The organism is Haliea sp. (assembly GCF_040221975.1).
Classification (GTDB): Bacteria; Pseudomonadota; Gammaproteobacteria; order Pseudomonadales; family Halieaceae; genus Haliea.
The window spans coordinates 257043-280162 of sequence record NZ_JAVJWR010000033.1 but is presented as its reverse complement, the minus strand read 5'-3'; the positions used below and the strand labels follow the sequence as shown (position 1 = coordinate 280162).

Genomic DNA, 23120 nt, shown 5'->3' with positions numbered 1-23120 from the left:
GCTGGTCACTCATGTTCAAACCCCTGCTTGCAAGCACCCCCTGGCCCGCCAAACCGGGCAGTCGCACCGCGATGGGTCCGTTCCACGGTTGCGCCGAGGCGCGCTGTATCGCCGAGCTGGCCCGGCCAGGGGAACTGCTGCTGGTGGTGACCGCGGACACCAGTTCCGCGCTGGCACTGGAGCGGGAACTGCCCTTCTTCCTCGATAGAGACATCGACATTCTCGCATTTCCGGACTGGGAGACACTGCCCTACGATAATTTTTCGCCCCACCAGGACATCGTTTCCGAGCGTCTGCAGACCCTCTACCGGCTGCCCAGCCTGGCGACGGGTATCCTGATTGTACCGGTGCCAACGCTGATGCACCGGCTGGCGCCCTCCTCCTACATTGCCGGCTCCAGCCTGGTGCTGGAGCCGGGGCAGACCCTGGACCGGGACAGTTTCCGGCGCAACCTCGAGCGCAACGGCTACCACAACGTCGATACCGTCTACGAACACGGCGAGTTTGCCCTGCGCGGTTCCCTGCTGGACATCTTCCCCATGGGCAGCGAACTGCCGTTCCGGGTCGATCTGCTCGACGATGAGGTCGACAGTCTGCGCACCTTCAGCCCTGAAACCCAGCGCACGATAGAGAAAGTTGCGGCCATCAACCTGCTGCCGGCGCGGGAATACCCTCTCAACCCGGCCGCCATCGACCGCTTCCGGATGAACTGGTACGAGGCCTTTGATATCGTCGACCACGATGCCTGCCCGGTCTACCACGAGGTCAGCGCCGGCCGCTCCCCGGGCGGCTGCGAATACTACCTGCCGCTGTTTTTCGATCACTGCGCCACCCTGTTCGACTACCTGCCCAAAGGCACGCCGGTGATTGCCATCGGCGACCACTACCAGGCCGCGCAGCGCTTCTGGGAGGATGCCAGCCACCGTTACAGCGAGTACGGGATAGACCCGCGCCGCCCCCTGCTGCCGCCTTCGCGCTGCTTTACCCCGGTAGAGGAGCTGTACCAGCTGCTGGGCGCCTGCCCTGTGCTGGAACTGCGCCGCAACCCGGACGCCCCGGTGCATGTGGCCAGTCCCTCGCAGTCCCTGCCGGACCTGGCACCGGAGGGCTCCCGGCAGACCCCCGCCGATCGCCTGCATCAGTTTCTCGGCCGCCACCGGGGGGCGGTACTGCTCTGCGCCGAATCCGCCGGCCGCCGCGAGGTGCTGCTGGAGACGCTGGCCGCGCACCAGCTGGCACCGCCGGAGGTGGCCAACTGGGCCGATTTTCTGGCGTCGGGCCTGGACTTCGCCATTACCACTGCGCCCATCGACCGCGGCATGTATTTTGGACCTGACGCCCCGGCCCTGGTCTGTGAATCGCAGCTGTTCGGCAACCGGGTCGCCCAGCGCAGGCGCCGCGGCAAGGCCGATGAGACCAGCGCCGAAAACGTATTTCGCGACATCAACGAATTGCGCGAGGGCGTACCGGTGGTGCATCTGGAGCACGGGGTTGGCCGTTACCTGGGGCTGCAGACGTTGCAGGTGGACGGTGCCGACAGCGAATTCCTGGCGCTGGAATACGCCGCCGGCAGCAAGCTCTACGTGCCGGTAGCCTCCCTGCACCTCGTCAGTCGCTACGCCGGCAGTGACCCGGAGCTCGCACCGCTGCACAAACTCGGCTCCGACCAATGGGAGAAGGCGCGCCGCAAGGCAACGGAGCGGGCAAGTGACGTCGCCGCCCAATTGCTGGAGGTCTACGCCCGGCGCGAAGCACGCCAGGGATTCGCTTTTGAGCTGCCGGCCATGGAATACGAACAGTTTGCCGCCAGTTTCCCCTTCGAGGAAACCGCCGACCAGGCCGCCGCCATCGAGGCGGTAATCGCCGACATGACCAGCCCCCGGGTCATGGACCGGCTGGTCTGTGGCGACGTCGGCTTCGGCAAGACCGAGGTGGCGATGCGCGCCGCCTTTATCGCCGCGCGCAACGGCAAGCAGGTGGCAGTGCTGGTGCCCACTACCCTGCTCGCACGCCAGCACCACAATTCCTTCGCCGACCGCTTTGCCGGCTGGCCGCTGACCGTGGAGGTGGTCTCCCGTTTCAAGTCCTCGAAGGAGCTGGAGGCGCTCACTGCCCGGGTCGCCAGCGGCGAGATCGACATCCTCGTGGGGACGCACAAACTGCTGTCCAGGGACTTCCGCTTCAAGGACCTGGGCCTGCTGATCATCGACGAGGAACACCGCTTCGGAGTCAAGCAGAAGGAAGCGATCAAGGCCCTGCGCGCGGAGGTGGATATTCTCACCCTCACCGCGACTCCCATTCCCCGCACCCTTAACATGGCCCTGGGGGGCATGCGCGATCTTTCCGTCATCGCCACCCCACCGGCGCGGCGGCTGTCGATAAAGACTTTCGTGCGCGAACACAATATCGCCCTGATCCGCGAGGCCGTGTTGCGGGAAACCCTGCGCGGCGGCCAGGTGTACTACCTGCACAACGAGGTCCGTACCATTGAGGAAACCGCGCGCAAGCTGCGCGAACTGCTGCCGGACCTGTCGATTGCCGTGGCCCACGGCCAGATGCGGGAGACCCAGCTGGAGCAGGTAATGTCCTCGTTCTATCACCAGCGTCACCACATCCTGCTGTGTACCACGATTATTGAAACCGGCATCGACATTCCCAATGCCAACACCATCATCATTGAGCGTGCGGACAAGTTCGGTCTGGCGCAGCTGCATCAGCTCCGCGGCCGGGTCGGTCGCTCCCACCACCAGGCCTACGCCTACCTGCTGTGCCCTCCCCGCTCGGCGATTACGCCGGATGCGGAGAAGCGGCTGGAGGCGATCGAGGCTGCCGGCGACCTGGGTGCCGGCTACCTCCTCGCCACTCACGACCTGGAGATCCGTGGCGCCGGAGAACTGCTGGGGGATGAGCAGAGCGGCCAGATCCAGAGTGTCGGCTTCGCCCTCTACATGCGGATGCTGGAGCGCGCGGTGGCAGCCCTGCGCCGGGGCGAGATTCCGGACCGGGATACCCCCCTGGACGCCGGTACCGAGGTCAACCTGCACCAGCCGGCGCTGATCCCCGACGACTACCTCCCGGACATCAATACCCGCCTGGTTCTCTACAAGCGCATCGCCGCGGCGGCACACGAGCGGGATTTGCGCGCGATCCAGGTGGAAATGATCGACCGCTTCGGCCTGCTGCCGCAGCAGGTGAAGAACCTGGTGCAGGTGGCGCGCCTGCGCATCCGCGCCGACGCCCTGGGCATCGCCGGCATTGAGGTTGGCCCCGCCGGTGGTAACATCGACTTTCGCGAATCCACGCGGGTCAACCCGCTGAGCCTGGTGAAGCTGGTGCAAACCGATCCCAGGGGCTACCAGCTCGCGGGATCGATGCGCCTGCGCTTCAAGCAGAGCCTGGAGGAGCCCGAACAGCGCCAGCAGTTTGCCGATCAGTTGCTGGACAAATTTGCCGCCGATGCTACGGAAGATGCCGCCTGATGACCCGAGTCCCCGTCCGCTCCCTGCTCACTGCCGTTCTGGCGGTCCTGCCCCTGCTGCCCCTGCACGCCCAGGAGGATGAGCGCTGGTATCAGGTGGAGCTGCTGGTGGTCGCGCACACCGACCCTGAAGCCCAGCGCGCGGAGCGCTGGGAGCCGCTGCCGGCACTGGCCTACCCCGGGCAACTGCGATTCCTGATCGACCCGCAGCGCCTGCAGGCCAACATGGATGCCAGCGAACGCGCCGAGGACAGCGAGGTCGATGCGCGCGGCTTGCAGCGCATATATCTGGCGCCGCAATGGCAGCCCGCAGGATTGCCGCTTGAGCACGAGAGCAGCGAGATAGCGCCCGTCGCAGCCCCCGGCGAGGAGGATGCTGTGGACGCGGCTGCCACTGCAGCGGGTGAAGCTCCCCCAACCGCAGCCGGAGATGGCGTCGAGCAAGAGACTGCTGCGGCACTGGAGGAAGAGCCACCACGCCTGCCGACGCCGTTTGTAAAATTGCCGGCCAGCGCCCGCGAATTCCGTGGCAAGGCCGCGTACATGGAGCGCAACGGCCCCTATCGCATCCTGTTTCACGAAACCTGGTGGCAACCGGTATCCGCACAGCGCAGCGCCCTGCCACTGTTGCTGGACCAGTCCGGTGACAGCGCCAGCTACCCGCCGCTGCAGGGCACCATTACCCTGTACCTGTCCCGCTTCCTGCACCTGGAAACCAATCTCTGGCTGAACACGGACGGCAGCTACTTGCCGGGCACCTGGCGCATGCCGGCACCGCCTTTGGGGCCAGCGTCACTGGAGCTGGTGGAGGCACCGTTGCTGCAACCCGAGCTGGAGGCAATTCTCGATTTTGGCGCTGCCTATGATCCGGCCTGGGACCAGGCCGGGGAACCCGCAGGGATGCTCCCCCCGCCGGCCTACACCTGGCGCCACGCGGTGCTGCTGCAGCAGCAGCGGCGCATGCGCTCCAACGAGGTGCACTACATCGATCACCCCTTGCTGGGACTGGTGATCAAGATCACTCCGTTGAGTGACGAGGCACTGCAGGAAGCAGACTACGACGAGGCTATCCTTCCGCTGCTGGAGCGGACAGATTCGACAGCAGCGTCTGCAACAGGGTTCTGACCACGCCCGCTTCCCGCTCCAGGATGTGCCGCATCATGTCCAGCGTCAGCGGCAGATCGCCGAGACCGGCGGCGGGATTCACCACCATGCAGACACAGGCGTACGCCATGCCCAGCTCCCGAGCCAGGGCGGCCTCGGGCATTCCGGTCATCCCCACCACATCACAACCGTCTCTGGCCAGACGCCGCACCTCGGCGGCGGTTTCCAGCCGCGGCCCCTGGGTAACGCCATGGGTACCGCAGGGCTCATGGGCAATGCCCGCCCGTTCCGCCGCCTCCACCAGGGCCAGCCGCAACTCGCGGTCGTAGGGCTCGGTGAAGTCGATATGCTGCAGGCTGCCACTGCTGCCGTCGTCGAAGCTGTGCTCCCGGCCCCAGGTATAGTCGATCAGCTGGTCCGGGATCAGCAGCCGCCCGGGCTGCATGTCCGGGCTGATGCCGCCCACTGCGTTGATCGCCACCACCCGGCTCACGCCGAGCCTGTGCAGGAGACTGATATTGGCGCGATAGTTGATGCGGTGCGGAGGAATCGACCGGGGGCCGCCGTGACGATGCAGAAAGTACAGGGACTGCCCTCCCAGGAGACCCTCCTGCACCGGGCCCGAGGGGGCGCCGAATAACGTCTCGGCAGCGTGCTCACGGACGACGCTGAGTCCCGGCAGTTGCTCGATACCGGTACCGCCGATAATACCGATGGTGCTCATTGCTGCGCCTCCATGCCAGTTGTTGTTAGACAATTTTCTTATTTAGGGAGCGGCTGCTCTTTGCGGTTCAAGCATAACCGCTGCCAGCGAACATCAGGCCAGCTTTACAAGTGAGGCGCAAGCAACTGATCTGGCGCAGAAAACCCTCGAAGCTCAATAAACCGCTATTTCCAGCGGCTTTTTTAGATCGTTAACGGATAATGGACAGCCTTGGCTGGCGTGTTATGTTGGGACCAGAGTGTAGCGAGGGAGAGGGGAAATGAAAATGCTGAGCCCCGTAGTTGGTGGCTGGTACAAGGATCTGGAGACGAACACCCTGTTTGAAGTCGTCGCCTGGGACGAGGCCAGCCTGACCATTGAAACCCAGTACCTGGACGGCGAGGTCGCCGAATACGATCTGGACATGTGGCGGTTGATGCCGCTGGAACGGGTCGCCGCGCCCGAGGACTGGCGCTCCCCGTTCGAGCTTGACGACGATGACGGCCTCGATCCAGATCTGCCCTTCCATCCCGAGGACTGGAACAATCCTGTGAGCATGATCGAGCCCGATACCATGTACGGCGTCGAAGACTACTGACAGGATCCGCCGACGCTCCCTTGTGGTCGCCGTGTTTTACTGTATATAATCACAGTCACTGTATAAATACACAGATGGACTGGTTATGGAAAAGCTTACGCAGCGGCAACAGCAGGTGCTGGATATCATTCGCCAGCATATCGACCAGACCGGTTACCCCCCGACCCGGGCGGACATTGCCAAGGAACTGGGATTCAAGTCCGCGAATGCCGCGGAAGAGCACCTGAAAGCCCTGGCCCGCAAGGGCGCCATCGAAATCATTGCCGGTGCCTCCCGCGGCATCCGCCTGCCGGACAATCCGGGCATCCCCATTATCGGCCGGGTCGCTGCCGGCAGTCCGCTGTTGGCGGCGGAGCATATCGAGGACTACTGCGCCCTGCCGCCGGATTTCTTCAAGCCCGCGGCGGACTATTTTCTTCGGGTCCACGGCGACAGCATGCAGGATGTCGGCATTCTCGACGGCGACCTGCTTGCGGTGCACCGCACTGCGGTGGCGCGCAACAATGACATAGTGGTGGCACGTATCGAGGACGAAGTCACGGTGAAGCGACTGCGGCGCGGCTCCAGCAAGCACATTGTCGAGTTGTTGCCGGAGAATGCGGATTATGAGCCGATACGTGTGGATTTGCGTGAGCAGGACTTTGCCATCGAGGGTTTGAGCGTCGGCGTGCTGCGCCGGGGTGCCTGAAGTAGCCACTGTCGCAGGCGCAGCCTCGCGGTTCTAGCACTCGTCGAGGAAGTCTCCCGCCTGGGTGAAAGCGTCGTCCAACTGCTGCGCCAGGGCCTGCAGGCTGTCCGGGTCGGGCAGGTTGGCGGCAGGCGCCGCCAGGCTGTCCGCGCTGCGCCGGGGCTGCTCTGCGCCCGGCTCCTGCACCAGTTCAGCCAGCCAGCCCCGTTGCTCCAGACGGGCGAATTCCGCAATTTCCACCGGCACCGCCTTGCCCGGTGCAACCGGCGGCAGTGACGTTACGCTGTGGGGCGGTGTGGCTGGCAGCTGTGCCGGCTTCTGCAGGTCCAGCAAAAACCAGCCGTAGGCATCCAGCAGGTGACCGCGTACCGCCGGCCCGTAGGCCTGGGCGAGGACACTGGCGGGGATATCCTCGGCAGCGAGATCCCGGCGCCAGGCCCGCAGCAGCAACCTGGCGAGGTAGAGCCCGTGGTTGGCCTGTCCACGCAGTGAACTCATGACTTCTTGCGCGCCGCCTTGCGCTTCGGTGCGGCTTTTTTCTTGCGCGCGCCCGCTTTTTTCGCTGCGGGAGCGCTGGATTTGCCGCCCTCTTCCACCTGCCAGGCGCCGCCCCGGAAAACCGCGCGCCAGCCGGTAGGTTTACCGTCCTGCTCGGTCATCACGTATTGCTCGCCCGCCTTGCGACTGTAGCGAATCTGGCTGCGATTGCCCTCCGGGTCGGTGACCGGGGCACTGAACAGGAAAGTGTACTTCGGGTCGATCTCGCTCTTGTGCGGCAGCAGCTCATCAACGAAAGGTGCCCGGGTCTCTCGGTTGCGGGGAAACTGGCTGGCAGCGAGGAACAGGCCGGCTGCACCGTCGCGCAACACATAGTGATCCTCGACTTTCTCACAGACCAGTTCCGGCATCGGCACCGGATCCATTTTCGGCGGCGCCGCCTCGCCGCTGCGCAGGAGCTTGCGGGTATTCTTGCAGCTGTCGGAGGTGCAGCCGAAATACTTGCCAAAGCGGCCGGTCTTGAGCTGCATCTCGGCGCCGCACTTGTCGCATTCGAGCACCGGGCCGTCGTAGCCCTTGATCTTGAACTTGCCCTGCTCCACCTCGAAGCCGGGACAGTCCGGGTTGTTGCCGCAGACATGCAGCTTGCGCTGCTCGTCGATCAAATAGCTGTCCATGGCGGCGTTGCAGAGCTTGCAGCGGTGCTTGCTGCGCAGCAGCCGCGACTCCGCTTCATCGTCGGCGTCCTCGCGGATGGCTTCATCACCCGGGGTCAGGTTGATAGTGTTCTTGCAGCGCTCCTTGGGTGGCAGTGCGTAGCCGGAGCAGCCCAGGAATACGCCGGTACTGGCGGTGCGAATCTGCATCGGCCGCCCGCACTGACCACAGGGAATGTCCGTGGGCGTGGGTTCGTTTGGCTGCATGCCAACCGGCTCCGGCTCCTCCGCCTTGTCCAGCAGCTGGCGGAAGTCGGCATAGAAGTGGTCCAGCAGTTCACGCCAATCCAGTCCGCCCTGGGCGACTTCATCCAGGCGCTCCTCCATGCTCGCGGTAAAACCGTAGTCAAGCAGCTCCCTGAAACTGTTCTGCAGGCGCTCGGTGACAATGTCACCCATTTTCTCGGCATAGAAGCGCTTGTTCTCCAGGCGCACATAGCCCCGGTCCTGAATGGTGGAGATGATGGAGGCGTAGGTCGAGGGGCGACCGATACCGCGCTTCTCCAGTTCACGCACCAGGCTGGCCTCACCGTAGCGCGGCGCCGGCTTGGTGAAGTGCTGGGTCGGCTCCAGGGCCTCCAGGGCGAGACTGTCGCCCTGCTGAATGTCAGGCAGTACTTCGTCCTCACCCTTGCGGCCGCCGGCGCCCTGCACCCGGGTGTAGCCGTCGAAACGGATGATCCGGCCCTTGGCCGCCAACTCGTAGTCGCCGGCAGTCACCGTTATGGTGGTGGCGGTATATTCCGCGGGTGTCATCTGGCAGGCCACGAACTGGCGCCAGATCATTTCATAGAGTCGCTCGGCGTCGCGCTCCATGCCCTGCAGGCCCGACTGCAGCACATTCACATCGGAGGGACGGATCGCCTCGTGGGCCTCCTGGGCGCCGTCCTTGCTGCTGTAGCGGTTGGGGTTCTCCGGCAGGTAGCGGGGCGGAAAGTTGGCGCCAATATACTCGCGGCAGGCGTTGACGGCCTCGCTGCTGAGGTTGGTGGAGTCCGTGCGCATGTAGGTAATATAGCCGGCCTCGTACAGCCGCTGCGCCATCATCATGGTCTTTTTCACGGTGAATCCGAGGCGGGTACTGGCGGCCTGCTGCAGGGTGGAGGTGATGAACGGCGCCGGCGCCTTTGAGCGGGTCGGCTTGTCTTCACGCTGGCTGACCACGTAGGGCAGCTGCTCCAGTTGTGTGGTAGCCGCGCGTGTGTCCGCCTCGTTGTCCGGGCGAAAGGCTTCGCCGCGGTGCTTGCGGACCTGAAAGCGGACGCTGTCTTCGCCCTTGGGCAGCAGGTCGGCGTGGACCTCCCAGTACTCCTCGGGAATAAAGGCGCGGATTTCCCGCTCACGCTCCACGATCAGGCGCACTGCCACCGACTGCACACGACCCGCGGACAGGCCCCGGGCCACCTTGGCCCACAGCAGCGGCGACACCATGTAGCCCACCACCCGGTCGAGAAAGCGCCGGGCCTGCTGGGCGTTGACCCGGTTCTGGTCGAGATGGGAGGGATGCTCAAAGGCTTCACCAATGGCTTTCCTGGTGATTTCGTTGAACACCACCCGCTGGTAGCGGGAGTCGTCGCCGCCGATCGCCTCGCGCAGGTGCCAGGCGATGGCCTCCCCCTCGCGGTCAAGGTCGGTCGCGAGGTAGATGGCATCGCTGCTGGCTGCCAGCTTGCGCAGTTCAGCCACCACCTTTTCCTTGCCGGGAAGGATCTGGTAGGAGGCCTTCCAGCCGTGCTCCGGGTCGATCCCCATGCGCCGCACCAGTTGCTCGCGGGACTTCTTCTTGCGGTGCTCGACCTTTTCTTCCGGGGAAAGCTTGCGGGTGATGGCAGCCTGGGCGGCGCGTTCCTTGGGGTCAACCGGTTCGGCGCTGCCGGCGGTGGGCAGATCGCGGATATGGCCGACGCTGGACTTGACGATGAAATCCGGGCCCAGGTACTTGTTGATGGTTTTCGCCTTGGCGGGCGATTCTACGATGACCAGTGATTTACCCATAATCTCCTGCAAAAGTCGCTGCTGGCGGATCGCCATCGGACCGAAAAGGTGGCATATATAAGGGTCCAGCGCGCCCGGGTCAAGGAATCTGTTCCGCCCAGGCCAGCAGAATGGTGCGAATCTCCTCTACGGTAGCTGTATCGCCCTGTTCTTGCCAGTACACCCCACAGCTGCCCTCGTCGATGCTGGCCGCGAGAATATCTGCGCCACAGGCGAGCAAGGGTTCCGGTATCGGTGCGCGGGCTCCGGCACCCACTGACTGCCATTCACTGTCGCGCTGCAGCCAGGCGCCGCGACGGCTGCCGCGACCTTTCGAGGGTGCCAGTCGGCGGCCGTAGTAGATGACATCCTGTTGCGCCTGGGGCACCCTCCCCGCCGCCCCCCCCGGCAGGGAACGGAATTCGACGAACAGCCCGCCGACGGCCGCCGCCTCACGCATGGCAGCCTGTCGACGCTGGCGTTTGCTCGGCAAGAAGTGGGTCAGCGGCGCCAGTGCAACAACAACGATAAAGGCGATCAACAGGTAATTCAGCAAAGGGGGCCTGACTCAGGTCAAAGATGCGGTTAAAGTGGGCAGCCGTTGCCGCGGCAGGCGTTGCCCTCGCGGCATTGTATGCTATAACGGGGCCTGATTTCTCTGACACGCTGTGGGGGTTTGTTAATGTCCAATTACAAAAAGCTGATTATTGCCGTCGACCTGAGTGAAGATTCCTCTCCGGTGGCGGAGCGCGCACGGGGGCTGGTGGCTGGCACTGGCGCCGAACTACACCTGATTCACGTGATCGAGCCCCTGAGCTTTGCCTACGGCGGCGATATTCCCATGGACTTCTCCGGTATCCAGGACGAGATCCACCAACAGGCTGCGCAGCAACTGGCGCGCTTTGGCGAGAAGTACGACATTGCCCCGGAACGCCAGCACATTGTGCTCGGCCGGCCGGAAGTGGAAATCCACAGCAAGGCCGAGGAAATCGGTGCCGACCTCATTGTGGTCGGCAGCCACGGCCGCTATGGCCTGGCCCTGCTGATGGGCTCCACCGCCAATGGCGTCCTGCACGGCGCCACCTGTGATGTGCTGGCAGTGCGGGTCGGTTCCGCCAGGAACAAGGACTAAGCAGCGGCGGTCGAGACCAGCAGGCCACCCGGGCCCCGGGCGCCGTCGCAGAGGCCCTCCAGGCGCTCTGGACAGGCGCGCAGTCCTGCCAGGGTGGCCCTGCCCGGGGGCAGCCCCTGTTGCCTGCGCGGCCCGCTACCTTTGGCCGTTCAGGAAGACTGCCAGCTCGGCGGCGCCGAAGGGCCACTCCAGTTCCGCTCCGTCGCGACGCTTGAGCACGGGTATACGCAGGCCATAGCGCGCAAACAGGTCCTCCGAATCGCTGATATCCACCTTGATGAAATCCCCGCCCAGACCGTCCTGGGCCGCCTGCAGCAGCAGGGTCTCGGCCTCATCGCACAGATGGCAGGCACTGGTCCCGTACAAGATAGGCTGGTCCTGACAAAGCTCTGGCACCGACGCGCTCCCTGTTGTTTAATGCCCGTCGCGTGTGATTACGGCGGGTCCTATGGATTGCGGTCGTCACCGACCGGAGGTTATGATCAAGCGGTACAGTATTCTGAACCGCATAATAGCAAAGCCTGGAGTACCTGACGTGGCACTGTTTTCCCAACCGACCGCTCGCGCCCTGGCCATACTCGATCTGCTTATGGCCAACCCGCAGCAGGCCTTTGGCCTGACCGAGATGACCCGGCGCCTGAACCTGAACAAGGCCACCTGCCACGCCATTCTCACCACCATGTCCAATTATGGTTTCCTGGTCCAGCACCCGAAAACCAAGGCCTACCGGCTGGGGCCTTCCATTATAGCCGCCGGCAACGCCGCCTTTGCACAGTTTCCGGTACTGGAATACGCCCGTCCGGAGCTGGAGAGCCTGAACAGCGACCTCAGCATGGGCTTCGCGGTTACTGCCCGCTCCAAACTGCATCAGGTATTGCTGGCCCTGTATGGCAACGCCACCCCTTTGATGGACTCATTCCAGCTCGGCCTGCGCCTGCCCAACACGGCACCTATCGCAGCCTGCTTCACCGCCTTTTCACCCGCCAAGCAGCTGGAGGCCTGGCTGACACGGGCCCATGAGTCCCGCGGCGGCTACAACGAGCGCCTGGACCAGAAGCTGCGGGTATCGGTAATCGCCATCCGCGCCCGCGGCTTCGAGGTCACCCTGAAGACCAGGGCCGAGGAGGAGCTGACCCGTGAACTGACCCGTATTCACCAGTCCTGGAGCCTTGAAGAGCTGGAGGAAGCCACCAACAAATACCAGCAGGATGCCTGCCTGGAACACTACCACCTGGACCGGATCGAACCCAAGGCCCGCTACGAGGTCAGCACCATCGCCGTGCCGGTGTTCGTCTACCGGCAGGTGCCGGTAATGTGCTTCGTCGCCGGCTCAATTGCCGGGCCCGTCACCGGCGCCCAGATCGAAGATATTGCCGGCCGCATGAAACAGTCCGCGGACAAGGTCACCCGGCTCGCCAGCGGCCACGAACACAGCGTCTGAATCCTTGAACGGCCCTGGCGACTACACAGCGCGCAAGGCGTTCTTTGACCGTGTACTGACGGTCTACGGGCGCAAGCCCGTGCTGGAAGCACTGCTGGACCCCGCCCTGACCTTGCACGCCCTGCACATCGCCGACAGCAATCGCGATGGCGGCGTGATGGCCGAGATCCTGCGGGCCGCCCAGCGCCGCGGCGTGGAGCCGCGCTACCACGGCCGCGCCGAGCTGGCGCGCATTTCCCGCAACGGACGCCAGGACCAGGGTGTGGCGGCGGACATCCTCTGCCCCGCCTTCCAGCGGCTGGAGGACTACCTGGAAAAGCTGCCGGCGCCGCCGCAGCGCCTGCTGGCGCTGGACGGTATCACCAACCCGCAGAACCTGGGCATGATCATTCGCTCCGCCGCCGCCGGACAGATCGACGGCATTGTGCTGGCGAAACGCGGCAACGCGGCCCTGGGGCCGCTGGTAATCAAGGCCAGTGCCGGCACCGTCTATCGGGCGCCGCTGCTGGCCTGTGCAGAGCTGCCCGCGGCGCTGCGGGCCTGCAAGACCGCCGGCATCAGTGTTTGCAGCCTGCGCGCGGACGCCAGCGAGAGCCTGTTCAGCCACCGGCCCGGGGGGCACTGTGTCTATGTGCTGGGCAACGAAACCGAGGGCGTCTCCGCCGCCACCGACGCGCTGGCGGACGTGGCCCTGGGGATTCCCATGCGCAACGGGGTGGAATCACTCAACGTGGCGGTAACCGCCAGCCTGATTGCGTTCTCCGGCTACTTGGACAAATAGCCCATGGCCTCTTCGAGGCCGCGCAGGGTCAGAGGGTACATGTGGCCCTCCAGCAGCTTGTGGGTCATGGCGGTGGACTGGGTGTACTCCCACTCCTCCTGCGGCACCGGGTTGATCCAGATGACTTTCTCGTAGGTCTGCTTCAGGCGCCGCATCCATACCTCGCCCGCCTCCTCGTTCCAGTGCTCCACCGAACCGCCGGGCTGGGCGATCTCGTAGGGCGACATGGCGGCGTCGCCGACGAAGATCACCTTGTAGTCGTGGCTGTACTTGTGCATGACGTCCAGCAGCGGCAAGCGTTCATTGTGCCGGCGGACATTGTTGCGCCACACGCTCTCGTAGATGAAGTTGTGGAAGTAGAAATACTCCATGTGCTTGAACTCGGTGCGCGCCGCGGAGAACAGCTCCTCGCACACGCGCACGTGCGGGTCCATGGAGCCGCCGACATCGAAAAACAGCAGCACCTTCACCGCGTTGTGTCGCTCCGGAACCATCTTGATGTCCAGCAGCCCCGCATTGCGGGCAGTGGAACGGATGGTATCGTCCAGATCCAGCTCGTCGGCGGCGCCGGTGCGGGCGAACTTGCGCAGCCGCCGCAGGGCCACCTTGATGTTGCGGGTACCCAGCTCCACGCTGTCGTCGAGGTTGCGGAATTCACGCTTGTCCCAGACCTTCACCGCCTTGCGGTTGCCGCCATTGGGGCCCACGCGGATGCCCTCCGGGTGGTAGCCCTGCTGGCCGAAGGGCGAGGTGCCGCCGGTGCCGATCCACTTGCTGCCACCCTGGTGGCGCTCCTTCTGCTCCTCCAGCCGCTTCTTGAACTCCTCGATCAGCTTTTCCAGCCCGCCCAGGGATTCAATCTTCTCCCTGTCCTCGTCGGACAGCTGCTTCATGAATTCCGCCCGCAGCCAGTCGTCGGGGATAATGGCTTCAATGACGTCGTCCAGCGCCTCCAGGTCCTTGAAGTGCAAACCGAAGGCGCGGTCAAAGCGGTCGAAGTACTTCTCGTCCTTGACCAGGCAGGTGCGGCTGAAGTAGTAGAAGTCATCGATGGAGCCGAAAGCGACGTGCTGTTGCATGCCCGCCAGCAGGTCCAGCAGCTCGCGAGTCGTGACCGGTATGCCGGCGTCGCGCAGGCCGTGGAAGAAGTTGACCAGCATGAGGCTAGCGGCTTTCCCGGCGGTGCATGAAGGCCAAACGCTCCAGCAGGTGCACATCCTGCTCGTTTTTCAGCAGGGCGCCGTACAGGGGCGGAATGGCCTTGCTGGCATCGCGGTTCTTCAGTACTTCATCGGGAATGTCGTCGGCCAGAATCAGCTTCAGCCAGTCGATCAGCTCCGAGGTGGAGGGCTTTTTCTTCAGCCCCGGAATCGAGCGCAGGTCGAAGAACACTTCCATTGCTTCCTGCACCAGGGCCTGGGCAATGCCCGGGTGGTGCACGTCGATGATCTTGCGCATGGTGTCGCGGTCGGGGAAGTTGATGAAGTGGAAGAAGCAGCGGCGCAGGAAGGCGTCCGGCAGTTCCTTCTCGTTGTTGCTGGTGATGATGATGATCGGACGCTGTTTCGCCTTGATGGTCTCGCCGGTTTCATAGACGAAGAATTCCATCCGGTCCAGCTCCACCAGCAGGTCGTTGGGGAACTCGATGTCGGCCTTGTCCACCTCGTCGATCAGCAGTACCACCTGCTCATCTGCCTCGAAGGCCTCCCACAGCTTGCCCTTCTTGATGTAGTTGGCAATGTCCTGGACCTTGGCATCGCCGAGCTGGGAGTCGCGCAGGCGGGATACGGCATCGTACTCGTAGAGGCCCTGCTGGGCCTTGGTGGTGGACTTGATGTGCCACTGGATCAGGCGCTTGCCCAGCCCCAGGGCCACCTCCTCCGCGAGCATGGTCTTGCCGGTGCCGGGCTCGCCCTTGATCAGCAGCGGCCGCTGCAGGGTGACGGCGGCGTTGACCGCCATCCGCAGGTCGTCCGTGGCAACGTAGCGTTCGGTTCCCTCAAATTTCATAGTCAGTCCATCAGCAGTCAAAAACAAAGCGGCCAAGGGTAGCGACGGCGGCCGCGCGAATCAAGGCGCTTTGTCAGCGTCCGCGTCCGCGCGCATGCCGCGTACCTCCGCGTCCGCGGCCGCGTCGCCGTCCTGGTTGAAGCGGCGCTGCCAGATCTCGAGTTTGCGCCGGCGTCGGCGCCAGTACACGAAAGCGCCGATCGCAATCGCGGCCAGCACGATGGCCGCCAGGCTCAGGGCCGGGCCCTTGAGGTCTTCCTCGGGAACATCCGGCGGCCGGGTGCTGATGGTGGGGGCAGCCTCGGGGGCAATCACCTCCACGTACAGGGGCAGCTCACGTTCCAGGGTCTCCCCCTTCAGTTCCACCAGCAATTGATAGCGCCCCCCGCGTTCGAACGCGGGAATGCTGACCCGGTACTCGCCGGTCGCGGGCAGCGGATAGGTGCCGGTGACGTCTATGGTTTCGCGGAAATCGTCGGGGCCGGTAATCAGCACACTGATGGCAAACAGCTGCATCAGGTCCTGACTGGTGATGACTTCGCCACTGTCGCGCAGGCGGATGCCCAGCTCCGTGACCCGGTCCGCGGGCAGACTGTTGGGCAGCGGATCGACTTCCAGTTGCAGATCCGATATCACCGATACCCGGCTGCGGGCGCCGTCGGGCACCGCCAGGGTCCAGGCGCCACGCTCCGGCGCAGTGACCGTTACCAGCGCAAACTGGCCGCTGCGGAACCATTCGACGCCGTCGCGCTTCTCGTCCGGATGGTATTCCTCTTCACCGGGGCTGGTCAGGGTGACGTCGGTGGTCGGCTGGTCGTAGAACACGAGCGCAGTAAACTCGTCGACACTGTCATCAATGAGGAAAATGTTGCCTACCACCGGCACCCGCGCCGAGGGCGCAACCATTTCCAGGGACTGGACGAAAATCCCGGTCAGCTCGGCGGCGGTTTCGGCCTTCTCGGCAATACCGGCGGTGGTATCCGCGAGTGCCCGCAGGAAAGTCCAGTCGGCCTCGTCCGAGAGCGCAATGGTATGCACCGGAATCCCGGTGGCACCCAGGTCGGGGGCGGTATCCGCCAACAGGTCACGGGCCGCGGCGGCATTCGCCATGGGCGAAGGCGATACATCCACCTTGCCGTCGGTCAGCAGCACGATGCTGGTGCGGTAGGCGGAGCTGAGGCTGCCGAGATCATAGGTGGCCGCGGCCAGGGCAGAGGGAATATTGGTACGCTGGCCCGAGTTATCGATCCGCGCTACCGCCTCCAGGGCCTGCTCCCGCCAAGCGGCGTTGACCGTGGCATGGGGCACGATCTGCTCGACGCTTTCGCCAAAAATCCAGACGCCGGCGCGGGCGCCCTCTGGCAACAGCCGCACGATCAGCTCCAGCGCCGGGCCTCGCAGGTTGTCGGGATCCGACTCTTTCATGCTGCCGGAGATGTCGATCAGCAGCCGCAGGTCCGGTTGCGGCCCCAGCGGCGCCTGGGCGTGGAGCCTGGCAGCGGGCAGCAAAGTGGCCAGCAGCAACAGCGCCACAGTCAGCCAAACGGGTGCTTTCGTGCTCAGCTTGGGCATGATGAATCCTCCTTTCAGGGCCTTTTGGCGACCCGGGGTTTGCGCAGGACAAGAATGCGCAGGAGCAGCGTCAGCAGCAGCGCCAGCGCCACGGCGACAGCCAGGGGTCGCAACGCGTGCTGGGCGGCCTCTGGCCCTGCGGTCAAAAGCTGGAAGGCGGCGACGATCAACGCCGGCGCCAAAGTGTCAACTCCTTCATAAGGATAGGCCGGGGTCAGCAGCAGGGCCAGTCCGGTCAGCAGCAGCAGCCAGCGCCAGACCGGCCGCCAGCTACGCCGCAGCCACAGGAACAGGGCGCCGAGCGCCAATACGGCGGAACCTGTGTAGACTGCCAGCGCCGTGAGATAGCCCTGATCCTCCAGCATTATCGCTCCTCCTCGACCCAGTGTACTATGTGCTCCTCATGGCTGTCCGGATGCACATGCTCCTCCGGCAGGACGCGCCCGCGGACGGAGATACCGGCGCGGTGCACCGAGTCTGGATCGCCCGATAGCAGTGGATGCCACTCGCGCAGGGGCTCACCCCGGGCTCGCAGCCGATAGGCGCAGGTGGGCGGCAGCCAGTCCAGCGCCGCCTGGTTGTCCGGAGTCAGGGTGACGCAGTCCGGCACCAGCGCACTGCGGCGCGGGTACTGGCTGCAGCGGCAGCTGTCCGTATCCAGGTAGCGGCAGCTGATGCGGGTATAGAACACCTCGCCACTGTCCTCATCCTGCAGCTTGTGCAGGCAGCAACGACCGCAGCCATCGCACAATGCCTCCCACTGCGCCGCGGTTAACGCGGCGAGGGGTTGCTGCCACCAGTCAGCCACCTGCGCTATCCCGCACACGCGCACTCTCGCGCTGCAGCAGTTCAGCGTCGGTCGGCGGCATCTGCAGAAAGAAACCCTGGCTCTCGATTTTCTCCAGGACTTCCGCTGCCTGCACCCGCGCCAGCTTGCGGCCGGCATCCAGGGCCAGCACCATCACCGGTTGCGGCTCGCCAAACTGGGCCAACAGCAGCTCTGGCACCTCAGCCAACCCCATGGTCTTGTCCACGTACAGATACATTTCGGGCTTCCGCGGGCTGCGGAAAATCTGGCAGATGCGCTTCATGTCGCGGCCTCCAGGACCCGGCGCAGTGGCGCGATCACCCGCTCTGCACGCCAGCCGCCCCAGGCCGGCGGATCCGGCAATTCCGCTCCGAGTTGCTGGCGCAGCAGGATTTCGTAGTCTTTTGCCTGCAGCAGTGCTTCCGGCGCCACCCCCAGTTCGCGGGCGATGATCTTCGCCCGGGTCTTGAGTGCCTGCAGCTGTTTGCGTTCAGCGGGCTCCAGCGGCTGCGGCAAGCGCGGCGGCAGCTCAGACTCGGGCAGATCCCGCTGCGCCGCCAGCAGCGCCAGCAGGGCTTCGCCGTCGCGGCGCAGGGCGCCGGGACTCAGGCAGCCGCTGCGCTCGACCGCCGCCAGACTCTGCGGGTCCGTTTCGGCCAGCACCAGGCAGGCGTTGTCATCGATGATCCAGCCCCGGGGCTTGTTGCGGCTGCGAGCAGTGTCTTCGCGCCAGGCGCAGAGAGCGTGCAGGCGCGCGGTGGCGCGCCGGTCCAGCTTCCAGGCAGATTTAATCCTGTGGGCAAAATTGAGGTTGTCGGCGCGAAAGTTTGCCAGCGTGTCGGCGCCGTCCGCCAACACCCAGTCCAGCTTGCCCTGGGCCACACAGAGACCCTGCAGCTTGCGCCATACCGGCAGCAGGTGGGCCACGTCCTGGGCAGCGTATTCGCACTGGGAGGCGGTCAGAGGACGCTGCAGCCAGTCCGAACGGGTCTCGCCCTTGGGCAGGTCCACGCCCTCCAGGTCGAGCACCAGGGCGCGGTAACCCATGCCGAAACCGTGATCGACCAGGGCCGCGGCGCGCTGGGTGTCGAACAGGGGTTCCGGCAATACGCCCAGCCAGCGATCGAAGACCTCCAGGTCCTCGCTGGCGGAGTGCAGGACTTTTATTGTGCGCGGGTCCTGCAGCAGGGCCCGCAAGGGCGCCAGATCGGTCAGCGGCAGCGGGTCGACCAGCCAGGCCTTGTCGCCAAAGCAGAGCTGCACCAGCGCCACCTCGGGATAGAACGTGTTGGTGCGCATGAATTCGGTATCCACCGCCACGGCCTCGGCACCTGCATGCTCGGCCAGCAGTGTCGCCAGGGCGGCGTCACTCTCGATCAATTTCCACTCCACGCTCAGGACTCCTGTGCCATCTGCCGGCGACCGCTGAATGCGTGGGCCAGGGTACTGCCATCGACATATTCCAGCTCCCCGCCAAGAGGCACGCCGTGGGCGATGCGCGACACGTTGATGCCCCGCGGCAGCAACATGTCCGAGAGGTAGTAGGCGGTGGCCTCGCCCTCTACTGTGGGATTGGTGGCCAGGATCACTTCGGTGACACCCTCCTCCACCACCCGGGCCTGGAACCGATCGAGGCCAATTTCCTTCGGGCCGATGCCGTCGATCGGCGACAAGTGCCCCATCAGGACAAAGTAGAGACCCCGGTAGCTGCCACTCTGCTCCACCGCCAGCACATCGCCGGGGGTTTCCAGCACACAGATGGTGTGGTGGTCCCGACGCGGGTCGCTGCATATTTCGCAGACATCCAACTCGGTGAAGTTGCGGCAGCGGCTGCAGTGATCTACCCGATCCACGGCTACCTGCAGCGCATCGGCCAGCGCCAGGGCGCCGTCACGGTCGCGCTCCAGCAAATGCAGGGTCATACGCTGAGCGGACTTGGGGCCGACGCCGGGGAGACAGCGCAGGGCATCCATCAGATTGCTGAGGGCGGGACTGAATTTCATGCAGTTCTCTACAGGGAGCTCAGAAGGGCATCTTGAAGCCGGGGGGCAGACTCATCCCCGAGGCGAGTCCGGCCATGGCCTCCTTGTTGTGAGCCTCGACCTTGCGCACCGCGTCGTTGACCGCCGCTGCCAGCAAATCCTCCAGCACTTCCCTGGGCTCGCTGAGCACGCTGTCGTCGATACGCACACGCTTGACGTCGTGACGGCCGGTCATGGTCACGATCACCAGGCCCGCAGCGGCCTCGCCGGTGACCTCGGACCTGGCCAGTTCTTCTTGCGCCTTCTGCATGTCAGCCTGCATCTTCTGGGCCTGCTGCATCAGATCATTGATGCCTTTCATCTCGTCTCCTCAGGAATCCATGGGGGTAATCGAGCCGCGGTCCAGTTCACCGTCAAAGCGCTGGATCAACTGCTGCAGCAACGGGTCGTGCTCGATGGCCTGCTCCGCTTCCAGCTGGCGCTCCGCGGCGCGACGCGCGCTGCGTTGGGCAGGGGTTTCCAGCTGTGGACAGCCGGGCTCAATGGAAACAGACACCGGGGTGTCGAAGTAGTTCTGCAGCGCCAGGCGGATACGATCCGCGTGCCCGGGGTTGAACAGGGCGAGGTTGCTCTCGTCCAGCACGAACTGAAAATCCGTGCCCTGCTGAGCCTGTAGCGCGCAGTGGGAAGCGATATTCTGGACGATACCGGCAAGACCAAGCCTGGCAAGCAGGTCCGGCCAGTCTTCGGGCGCCATCATCGACGGCGCCGTAGCGCGGTCGATGCGAGAAGCGGGTGTGGCTGCGACTGACGGTTCGGGCCGGGGTAGCTGTGCGGGCGCGGGCCCGGCAGCGGGTGCAGGCGGCTGGATCGGCGGGGGCGCTGCGGCGGGCGCAGGCGCTGGGGACCGGGCTTGCGGCACCGGTTGCACTGGGCGGGAAGCAGTGCCATTAGCGCCATTTTGTGAGGCGGGGGCGGCTGGGGTCGCACTGCCCGAGCCCGAGCCCGCACCTGCTGCGGAGGAATCATCGCCACCGACCGCGCCGGAATCCGGCAGCAGCGCCGGCCGGAAGGCCAGCATCCGCAGCAGGGTCATCTCAAAGCCGCTGCGCGGATCCGCGGCATGCGGCAGGTCACGCTTGCCGTTCAACGCCATCTGGTAGAACAGCTGCACGTCTTCCGCAGTCAGCCTGCCCGCCAGCGCCTCGATACGCTCGGCGTCACCGCGGCTATTGTCGCGCAGTTCCGGCAGCACCTGGGCCACCGTGATCCGGTGCAGCAGCGACTGCATTTCCTCGAGGCTGGATTCAAAGTCCGGCGCGTGCTCGGCCATGCGCGCCACAGTGTCCAGTAGGGCCGCCGGCTCTCCCGCCGCAAGCGCGTCGAGCAGCTGATAGACAAAGCTCATGTCCACCGTGCCCAGCATGCTGCGAACCCCGGCTTCGGTGATGCTGCCGGAACCAAACGCGATTGCCTGGTCGGTGAGACTCAGGGCATCGCGCATGCTGCCATCGGCGGCGCGGCCCAGCAGCCACAGGGCAGGCTCCTCGAAGCGGATCATCTCCACCTCCAGCACCCGCGCCAGGTGGCCTGCGATCTGCTCCGGCACCATGTTTTTCAGGTTGAACTGCAGGCAGCGCGAGAGCACGGTGGCGGGCAGTTTCTGCGGGTCCGTGGTCGCCAGCAGGAACTTCACGTGCGGCGGTGGCTCCTCAAGGGTTTTCAGCAGGGCGTTGAAGCTGCTGTTGGAGAGCATGTGTACCTCGTCAATCAGGTACACCTTGTAGCGCGAGCGGGTGGGCGCGTATTGCACGTTTTCCAGCAGGTCGCGGGTGTCTTCCACCTTGGTACGGGAGGCAGCGTCGACCTCCAGCAAGTCCACGCTGCGGCCTTCGGCGATCTCGGTGCAGGAACTGCAGTTGCCGCAGGGCTCGGAGCTGACGCCAGTTTCACAGTTGAGGCTTTTGGCGAGAATGCGGGCGATGGTGGTCTTGCCGACGCCGCGGGTGCCGGTAAACAGGTAGGCATGGTGCAGGCGGTCATGGTCCAGAGCATTGATGAGCGCCTGCAGGACGTGTTCCTGACCAACCATTTCGCTGAAACGGCGGGGGCGCCACTTGCGGGCGAGAACCTGATACGACATTGAACAAGGGCCTTGCAGAAAAGCGTAGAGGATACACCAAAGCAAGCGGAGGGGGTAAAGTAGAGGCAACCCGAGCAGCCACACCCCGGCACACGCACCAGTAACTACCGTTGCTCCCTTCCGGGCCTGGCGGGGTTCGCTACCTGGCGTTGCGAGGGGACCACCCGGGTCGCCAAGCGGCGCATTCTCCCCGAAACCCTGCCGTGCTGCAAGTCACGTTGGTGCCACTGGTCTTCCCGGGCGTTCGATGCCAACGCCAGACCCGCCGACAAATCCCGTACCCCCGGCCGGTCATTGGGTCGCTTGCCAACCAATGTTAGTCGATATAACATCTATGTTATTCGCTCTAACATTGGTCGCCCCCATGCCAGGCTCCACCCGCCCGAACACCGGCAGTAGTCGAACGCTGCTGGTCAGCCTTGGCCTCGCCGCCGGGCTCACTGCGCTGCTGACCACCGCCATCACGCTCCGCGCCAGTCTCGCAGGACATCCACAATCAGCACCGCTGCCGGTCACGACTACCCTTTTCCGGCAGCAGGACAGTTACGAGCAGGCCCTGCGCCTGACCGGACTCCTGCAGGCCCGAGCCCGTGCCCGGTTGGCGTTTGAGGTGCCCGGACTGCTGCTGTCACTGAGCGCCCGGGAAGGCGAGCATGTGACAGCCGGCGCAGCACTCGCGCAACTGGACACCCGGCAACTGCAAGCGCAGCGTGCGGTGGCTGCCGCCGACCTGGCCAGCGTCGAGGCAGACCTGGAGCTGGCGCGCCTGCGCAGCGAGCGCAGCACCCGGCTGCAAGCCACTGGCGCCATTTCCGCCCAGGATGCGGATGCAGCGCGCCTGGGCGCGGCGGCCCTCGCCAGCCGCCGCCAGGCTCTGCTTGCGCGACTGCACAGTATTGATCTGGACCTGGAGAAATCCACTCTGCGCGCACCTTATGAAGGCGTCGTCGCCGCACGCGACGTCGATCCGGGCACGGTACTGGCAGTCGGCACACCGGTGTTGCAGCTGGTTTCCGCCGGTACCCTGCAGGCGCGCATTGGCATCCCCGCCGGTCACGTTGCTGCACTTGTGCCCGGGGAACGCTATCCGCTGCAATTGCCCAGCGGCTCAGTGGATGCGGTCCTGAGTGCAGTGCGCGCGGACCTCGATCCCCGTACCCGCACTGCCCTCGCCGTATTCGACCTGCCAGCCGGTGCCGCGGCACTGGACGGTGAGATCGCCACCCTGGTGCTCTCGGAAACAGTGGCCGCCGCCGGCGGCTGGCTGCCGATCAGCGCCCTGCTGGAAGGCGAGCGCGGCATCTGGACGGTACTGCGTCTGGGTCAGCGTGACGACGGCGCCACGGTAGCGCAGCGCGAGGCGGTGGAGGTCCTGCATGTCGACGGCAACCGAGCCTATGTCCGCGGCACTCTGCAGCCTGGCCAGCGAGTGATAGCCGATGGCATTCACCGTATCGCAGCCGGCACGCCGGTACAGCCGCTGGAGTCCTGA

23 protein-coding genes and 1 other RNA gene are annotated in these 23120 nt (G+C 64.9%); 8 read left to right on the top strand and 16 right to left on the bottom strand.

The window, feature by feature from the left end:
- Window positions 1–11 precede the first annotated feature (11 nt).
- Both mfd and RLO07_RS16330 read left to right on the top strand, forming a co-directional pair.
- The gene (gene mfd, locus RLO07_RS16335) at window positions 12–3479 is read left to right on the top strand and encodes a transcription-repair coupling factor (RefSeq protein WP_462293209.1); all 3468 of its coding nucleotides are present in this window, start codon (window positions 12–14) and stop codon (window positions 3477–3479) included.
- Window positions 3479–4603 (top strand): CsiV family protein, encoded by a 1125-nt coding sequence (locus RLO07_RS16330; protein WP_462293208.1) that lies wholly within the window; start codon window positions 3479–3481, stop codon window positions 4601–4603. The genes mfd and RLO07_RS16330 overlap by 1 nt, the downstream gene beginning before the upstream one ends.
- Here the strand turns inward: RLO07_RS16330 and RLO07_RS16325 are convergent.
- Window positions 4545–5306 carry an S-methyl-5'-thioinosine phosphorylase gene (locus RLO07_RS16325; protein WP_462293207.1) on the bottom strand — a complete coding sequence of 254 codons (762 nt, stop codon included), beginning with the start codon at window positions 5304–5306 and terminating at the stop codon, window positions 4545–4547. The genes RLO07_RS16330 and RLO07_RS16325 overlap by 59 nt on opposite strands.
- A 259-nt stretch (window positions 5307–5565) precedes the next feature.
- On the opposite strand from RLO07_RS16325, the gene RLO07_RS16320 reads away from it, so the two are divergent.
- Both RLO07_RS16320 and lexA read left to right on the top strand, forming a co-directional pair.
- Entirely contained in the window at window positions 5566–5883 is a 318-nt protein-coding gene (locus RLO07_RS16320) for a DUF6763 family protein (RefSeq protein WP_462293206.1), read from the top strand.
- 85 nt (window positions 5884–5968) lie between these two features.
- Complete coding sequence (lexA, locus tag RLO07_RS16315; protein WP_462293205.1) at window positions 5969–6571, top strand: transcriptional repressor LexA; 603 nt, start codon at window positions 5969–5971, stop codon at window positions 6569–6571.
- 33 nt (window positions 6572–6604) lie between these two features.
- Here the strand turns inward: lexA and RLO07_RS16310 are convergent, their stop codons facing one another.
- The 3 genes from RLO07_RS16310 to RLO07_RS16300 all read right to left on the bottom strand — a co-directional run bounded on the left by RLO07_RS16310 (window position 6605) and on the right by RLO07_RS16300 (window position 10315).
- The gene (locus tag RLO07_RS16310) at window positions 6605–7069 is read right to left on the bottom strand and encodes a DUF6586 family protein (protein WP_462293204.1); all 465 of its coding nucleotides are present in this window, start codon (window positions 7067–7069) and stop codon (window positions 6605–6607) included.
- A complete protein-coding gene (topA, locus tag RLO07_RS16305; protein WP_462293203.1) occupies window positions 7066–9780 on the bottom strand; it encodes a type I DNA topoisomerase in 2715 nt (904 codons plus the stop codon). The genes RLO07_RS16310 and topA overlap by 4 nt, the downstream gene beginning before the upstream one ends.
- 79 nt (window positions 9781–9859) lie before the next feature.
- Window positions 9860–10315 (bottom strand): hypothetical protein, encoded by a 456-nt coding sequence (locus RLO07_RS16300; RefSeq protein WP_462293202.1) that lies wholly within the window; start codon window positions 10313–10315, stop codon window positions 9860–9862.
- A 126-nt stretch (window positions 10316–10441) separates the two neighbouring features.
- Here RLO07_RS16300 and RLO07_RS16295 point away from each other — a divergent pair, with 126 nt between their 5' ends.
- A complete protein-coding gene (locus tag RLO07_RS16295; RefSeq protein WP_462293201.1) occupies window positions 10442–10891 on the top strand; it encodes a universal stress protein in 450 nt (149 codons plus the stop codon).
- A gap of 135 nt (window positions 10892–11026) precedes the next feature.
- On the opposite strand, the gene RLO07_RS16290 is transcribed toward RLO07_RS16295, so the two are convergent.
- Window positions 11027–11257 (bottom strand): glutaredoxin family protein, encoded by a 231-nt coding sequence (locus RLO07_RS16290; protein WP_462293200.1) that lies wholly within the window; start codon window positions 11255–11257, stop codon window positions 11027–11029.
- A gap of 169 nt (window positions 11258–11426) precedes the next feature.
- Between RLO07_RS16290 and RLO07_RS16285 the strand changes: the two genes are divergently transcribed.
- Entirely contained in the window at window positions 11427–12332 is a 906-nt protein-coding gene (locus RLO07_RS16285) for an IclR family transcriptional regulator (RefSeq protein WP_462293199.1), read from the top strand.
- A 4-nt stretch (window positions 12333–12336) separates the two neighbouring features.
- Window positions 12337–13113, top strand: coding sequence for a TrmH family RNA methyltransferase (locus tag RLO07_RS16280; RefSeq protein ID WP_462293198.1), 777 nt, complete (start codon window positions 12337–12339; stop codon window positions 13111–13113).
- Here RLO07_RS16280 and RLO07_RS16275 read toward each other — a convergent pair.
- From RLO07_RS16275 to ffs, 11 genes are all read right to left on the bottom strand, one after another.
- A complete protein-coding gene (locus tag RLO07_RS16275; protein ID WP_462293197.1) occupies window positions 13098–14273 on the bottom strand; it encodes a vWA domain-containing protein in 1176 nt (391 codons plus the stop codon). The genes RLO07_RS16280 and RLO07_RS16275 overlap by 16 nt on opposite strands.
- A gap of 4 nt (window positions 14274–14277) precedes the next feature.
- Window positions 14278–15123 (bottom strand): AAA family ATPase, encoded by an 846-nt coding sequence (locus RLO07_RS16270; RefSeq protein WP_462293196.1) that lies wholly within the window; start codon window positions 15121–15123, stop codon window positions 14278–14280.
- A 60-nt stretch (window positions 15124–15183) separates the two neighbouring features.
- Window positions 15184–16695 carry a vWA domain-containing protein gene (locus RLO07_RS16265; protein ID WP_462293195.1) on the bottom strand — a complete coding sequence of 504 codons (1512 nt, stop codon included), beginning with the start codon at window positions 16693–16695 and terminating at the stop codon, window positions 15184–15186.
- Between the two features lie 14 nt (window positions 16696–16709).
- On the bottom strand, window positions 16710–17060 hold the full coding sequence (locus tag RLO07_RS16260; RefSeq protein WP_462293194.1) for a hypothetical protein: 351 nt from the start codon (window positions 17058–17060) through the stop codon (window positions 16710–16712).
- Window positions 17060–17503 carry a YcgN family cysteine cluster protein gene (locus RLO07_RS16255; RefSeq protein ID WP_462293193.1) on the bottom strand — a complete coding sequence of 148 codons (444 nt, stop codon included), beginning with the start codon at window positions 17501–17503 and terminating at the stop codon, window positions 17060–17062. The genes RLO07_RS16260 and RLO07_RS16255 overlap by 1 nt, the downstream gene beginning before the upstream one ends.
- Window positions 17496–17786, bottom strand: a complete 291-nt coding sequence (locus RLO07_RS16250; protein ID WP_462293192.1) for a YcgL domain-containing protein — start codon at window positions 17784–17786, stop codon at window positions 17496–17498. The genes RLO07_RS16255 and RLO07_RS16250 overlap by 8 nt, the downstream gene beginning before the upstream one ends.
- Window positions 17783–18895, bottom strand: coding sequence for a ribonuclease D (gene rnd / locus RLO07_RS16245; protein WP_462293191.1), 1113 nt, complete (start codon window positions 18893–18895; stop codon window positions 17783–17785). The genes RLO07_RS16250 and rnd overlap by 4 nt, the downstream gene beginning before the upstream one ends.
- Before the next feature lie 2 nt (window positions 18896–18897).
- Complete coding sequence (recR, locus tag RLO07_RS16240; protein WP_462293190.1) at window positions 18898–19506, bottom strand: recombination mediator RecR; 609 nt, start codon at window positions 19504–19506, stop codon at window positions 18898–18900.
- Between the two features lie 19 nt (window positions 19507–19525).
- Window positions 19526–19846 carry a YbaB/EbfC family nucleoid-associated protein gene (locus RLO07_RS16235; protein WP_462293189.1) on the bottom strand — a complete coding sequence of 107 codons (321 nt, stop codon included), beginning with the start codon at window positions 19844–19846 and terminating at the stop codon, window positions 19526–19528.
- Window positions 19847–19855: 9 nt separating this feature from the next.
- Complete coding sequence (dnaX, locus tag RLO07_RS16230) at window positions 19856–21628, bottom strand: DNA polymerase III subunit gamma/tau (RefSeq protein ID WP_462293188.1); 1773 nt, start codon at window positions 21626–21628, stop codon at window positions 19856–19858.
- Window positions 21629–21697: 69 nt separating this feature from the next.
- Window positions 21698–21794, bottom strand: an RNA gene (ffs, locus tag RLO07_RS16225) — signal recognition particle sRNA small type.
- A gap of 198 nt (window positions 21795–21992) precedes the next feature.
- Between ffs and RLO07_RS16220 the strand changes: the two genes are divergently transcribed.
- On the top strand, window positions 21993–23120 hold the full coding sequence (locus RLO07_RS16220) for an efflux RND transporter periplasmic adaptor subunit (protein WP_462293187.1): 1128 nt from the start codon (window positions 21993–21995) through the stop codon (window positions 23118–23120).

Coding starts and splice junctions, on each gene's coding strand:
- mfd (WP_462293209.1), top strand. CDS start 12: ATGTTCAAACCCCTGCTTGCAAGCACCCCCTGGCCCGCCAAACCGGGC.
- RLO07_RS16330 (WP_462293208.1), top strand. CDS start 3,479: ATGACCCGAGTCCCCGTCCGCTCCCTGCTCACTGCCGTTCTGGCGGTC.
- RLO07_RS16325 (WP_462293207.1), bottom strand. CDS start 5,306: ATGAGCACCATCGGTATTATCGGCGGTACCGGTATCGAGCAACTGCCG.
- RLO07_RS16320 (WP_462293206.1), top strand. CDS start 5,566: ATGAAAATGCTGAGCCCCGTAGTTGGTGGCTGGTACAAGGATCTGGAG.
- lexA (WP_462293205.1), top strand. CDS start 5,969: ATGGAAAAGCTTACGCAGCGGCAACAGCAGGTGCTGGATATCATTCGC.
- RLO07_RS16310 (WP_462293204.1), bottom strand. CDS start 7,069: ATGAGTTCACTGCGTGGACAGGCCAACCACGGGCTCTACCTCGCCAGG.
- topA (WP_462293203.1), bottom strand. CDS start 9,780: ATGGGTAAATCACTGGTCATCGTAGAATCGCCCGCCAAGGCGAAAACC.
- RLO07_RS16295 (WP_462293201.1), top strand. CDS start 10,442: ATGTCCAATTACAAAAAGCTGATTATTGCCGTCGACCTGAGTGAAGAT.
- RLO07_RS16275 (WP_462293197.1), bottom strand. CDS start 14,273: ATGCTGGTCAACTTCTTCCACGGCCTGCGCGACGCCGGCATACCGGTC.
- RLO07_RS16270 (WP_462293196.1), bottom strand. CDS start 15,123: ATGAAATTTGAGGGAACCGAACGCTACGTTGCCACGGACGACCTGCGG.
- RLO07_RS16265 (WP_462293195.1), bottom strand. CDS start 16,695: ATGCCCAAGCTGAGCACGAAAGCACCCGTTTGGCTGACTGTGGCGCTG.
- RLO07_RS16260 (WP_462293194.1), bottom strand. CDS start 17,060: ATGCTGGAGGATCAGGGCTATCTCACGGCGCTGGCAGTCTACACAGGT.
- RLO07_RS16250 (WP_462293192.1), bottom strand. CDS start 17,786: ATGAAGCGCATCTGCCAGATTTTCCGCAGCCCGCGGAAGCCCGAAATG.
- recR (WP_462293190.1), bottom strand. CDS start 19,506: ATGAAATTCAGTCCCGCCCTCAGCAATCTGATGGATGCCCTGCGCTGT.
- RLO07_RS16235 (WP_462293189.1), bottom strand. CDS start 19,846: ATGAAAGGCATCAATGATCTGATGCAGCAGGCCCAGAAGATGCAGGCT.
- dnaX (WP_462293188.1), bottom strand. CDS start 21,628: ATGTCGTATCAGGTTCTCGCCCGCAAGTGGCGCCCCCGCCGTTTCAGC.
- RLO07_RS16220 (WP_462293187.1), top strand. CDS start 21,993: ATGCCAGGCTCCACCCGCCCGAACACCGGCAGTAGTCGAACGCTGCTG.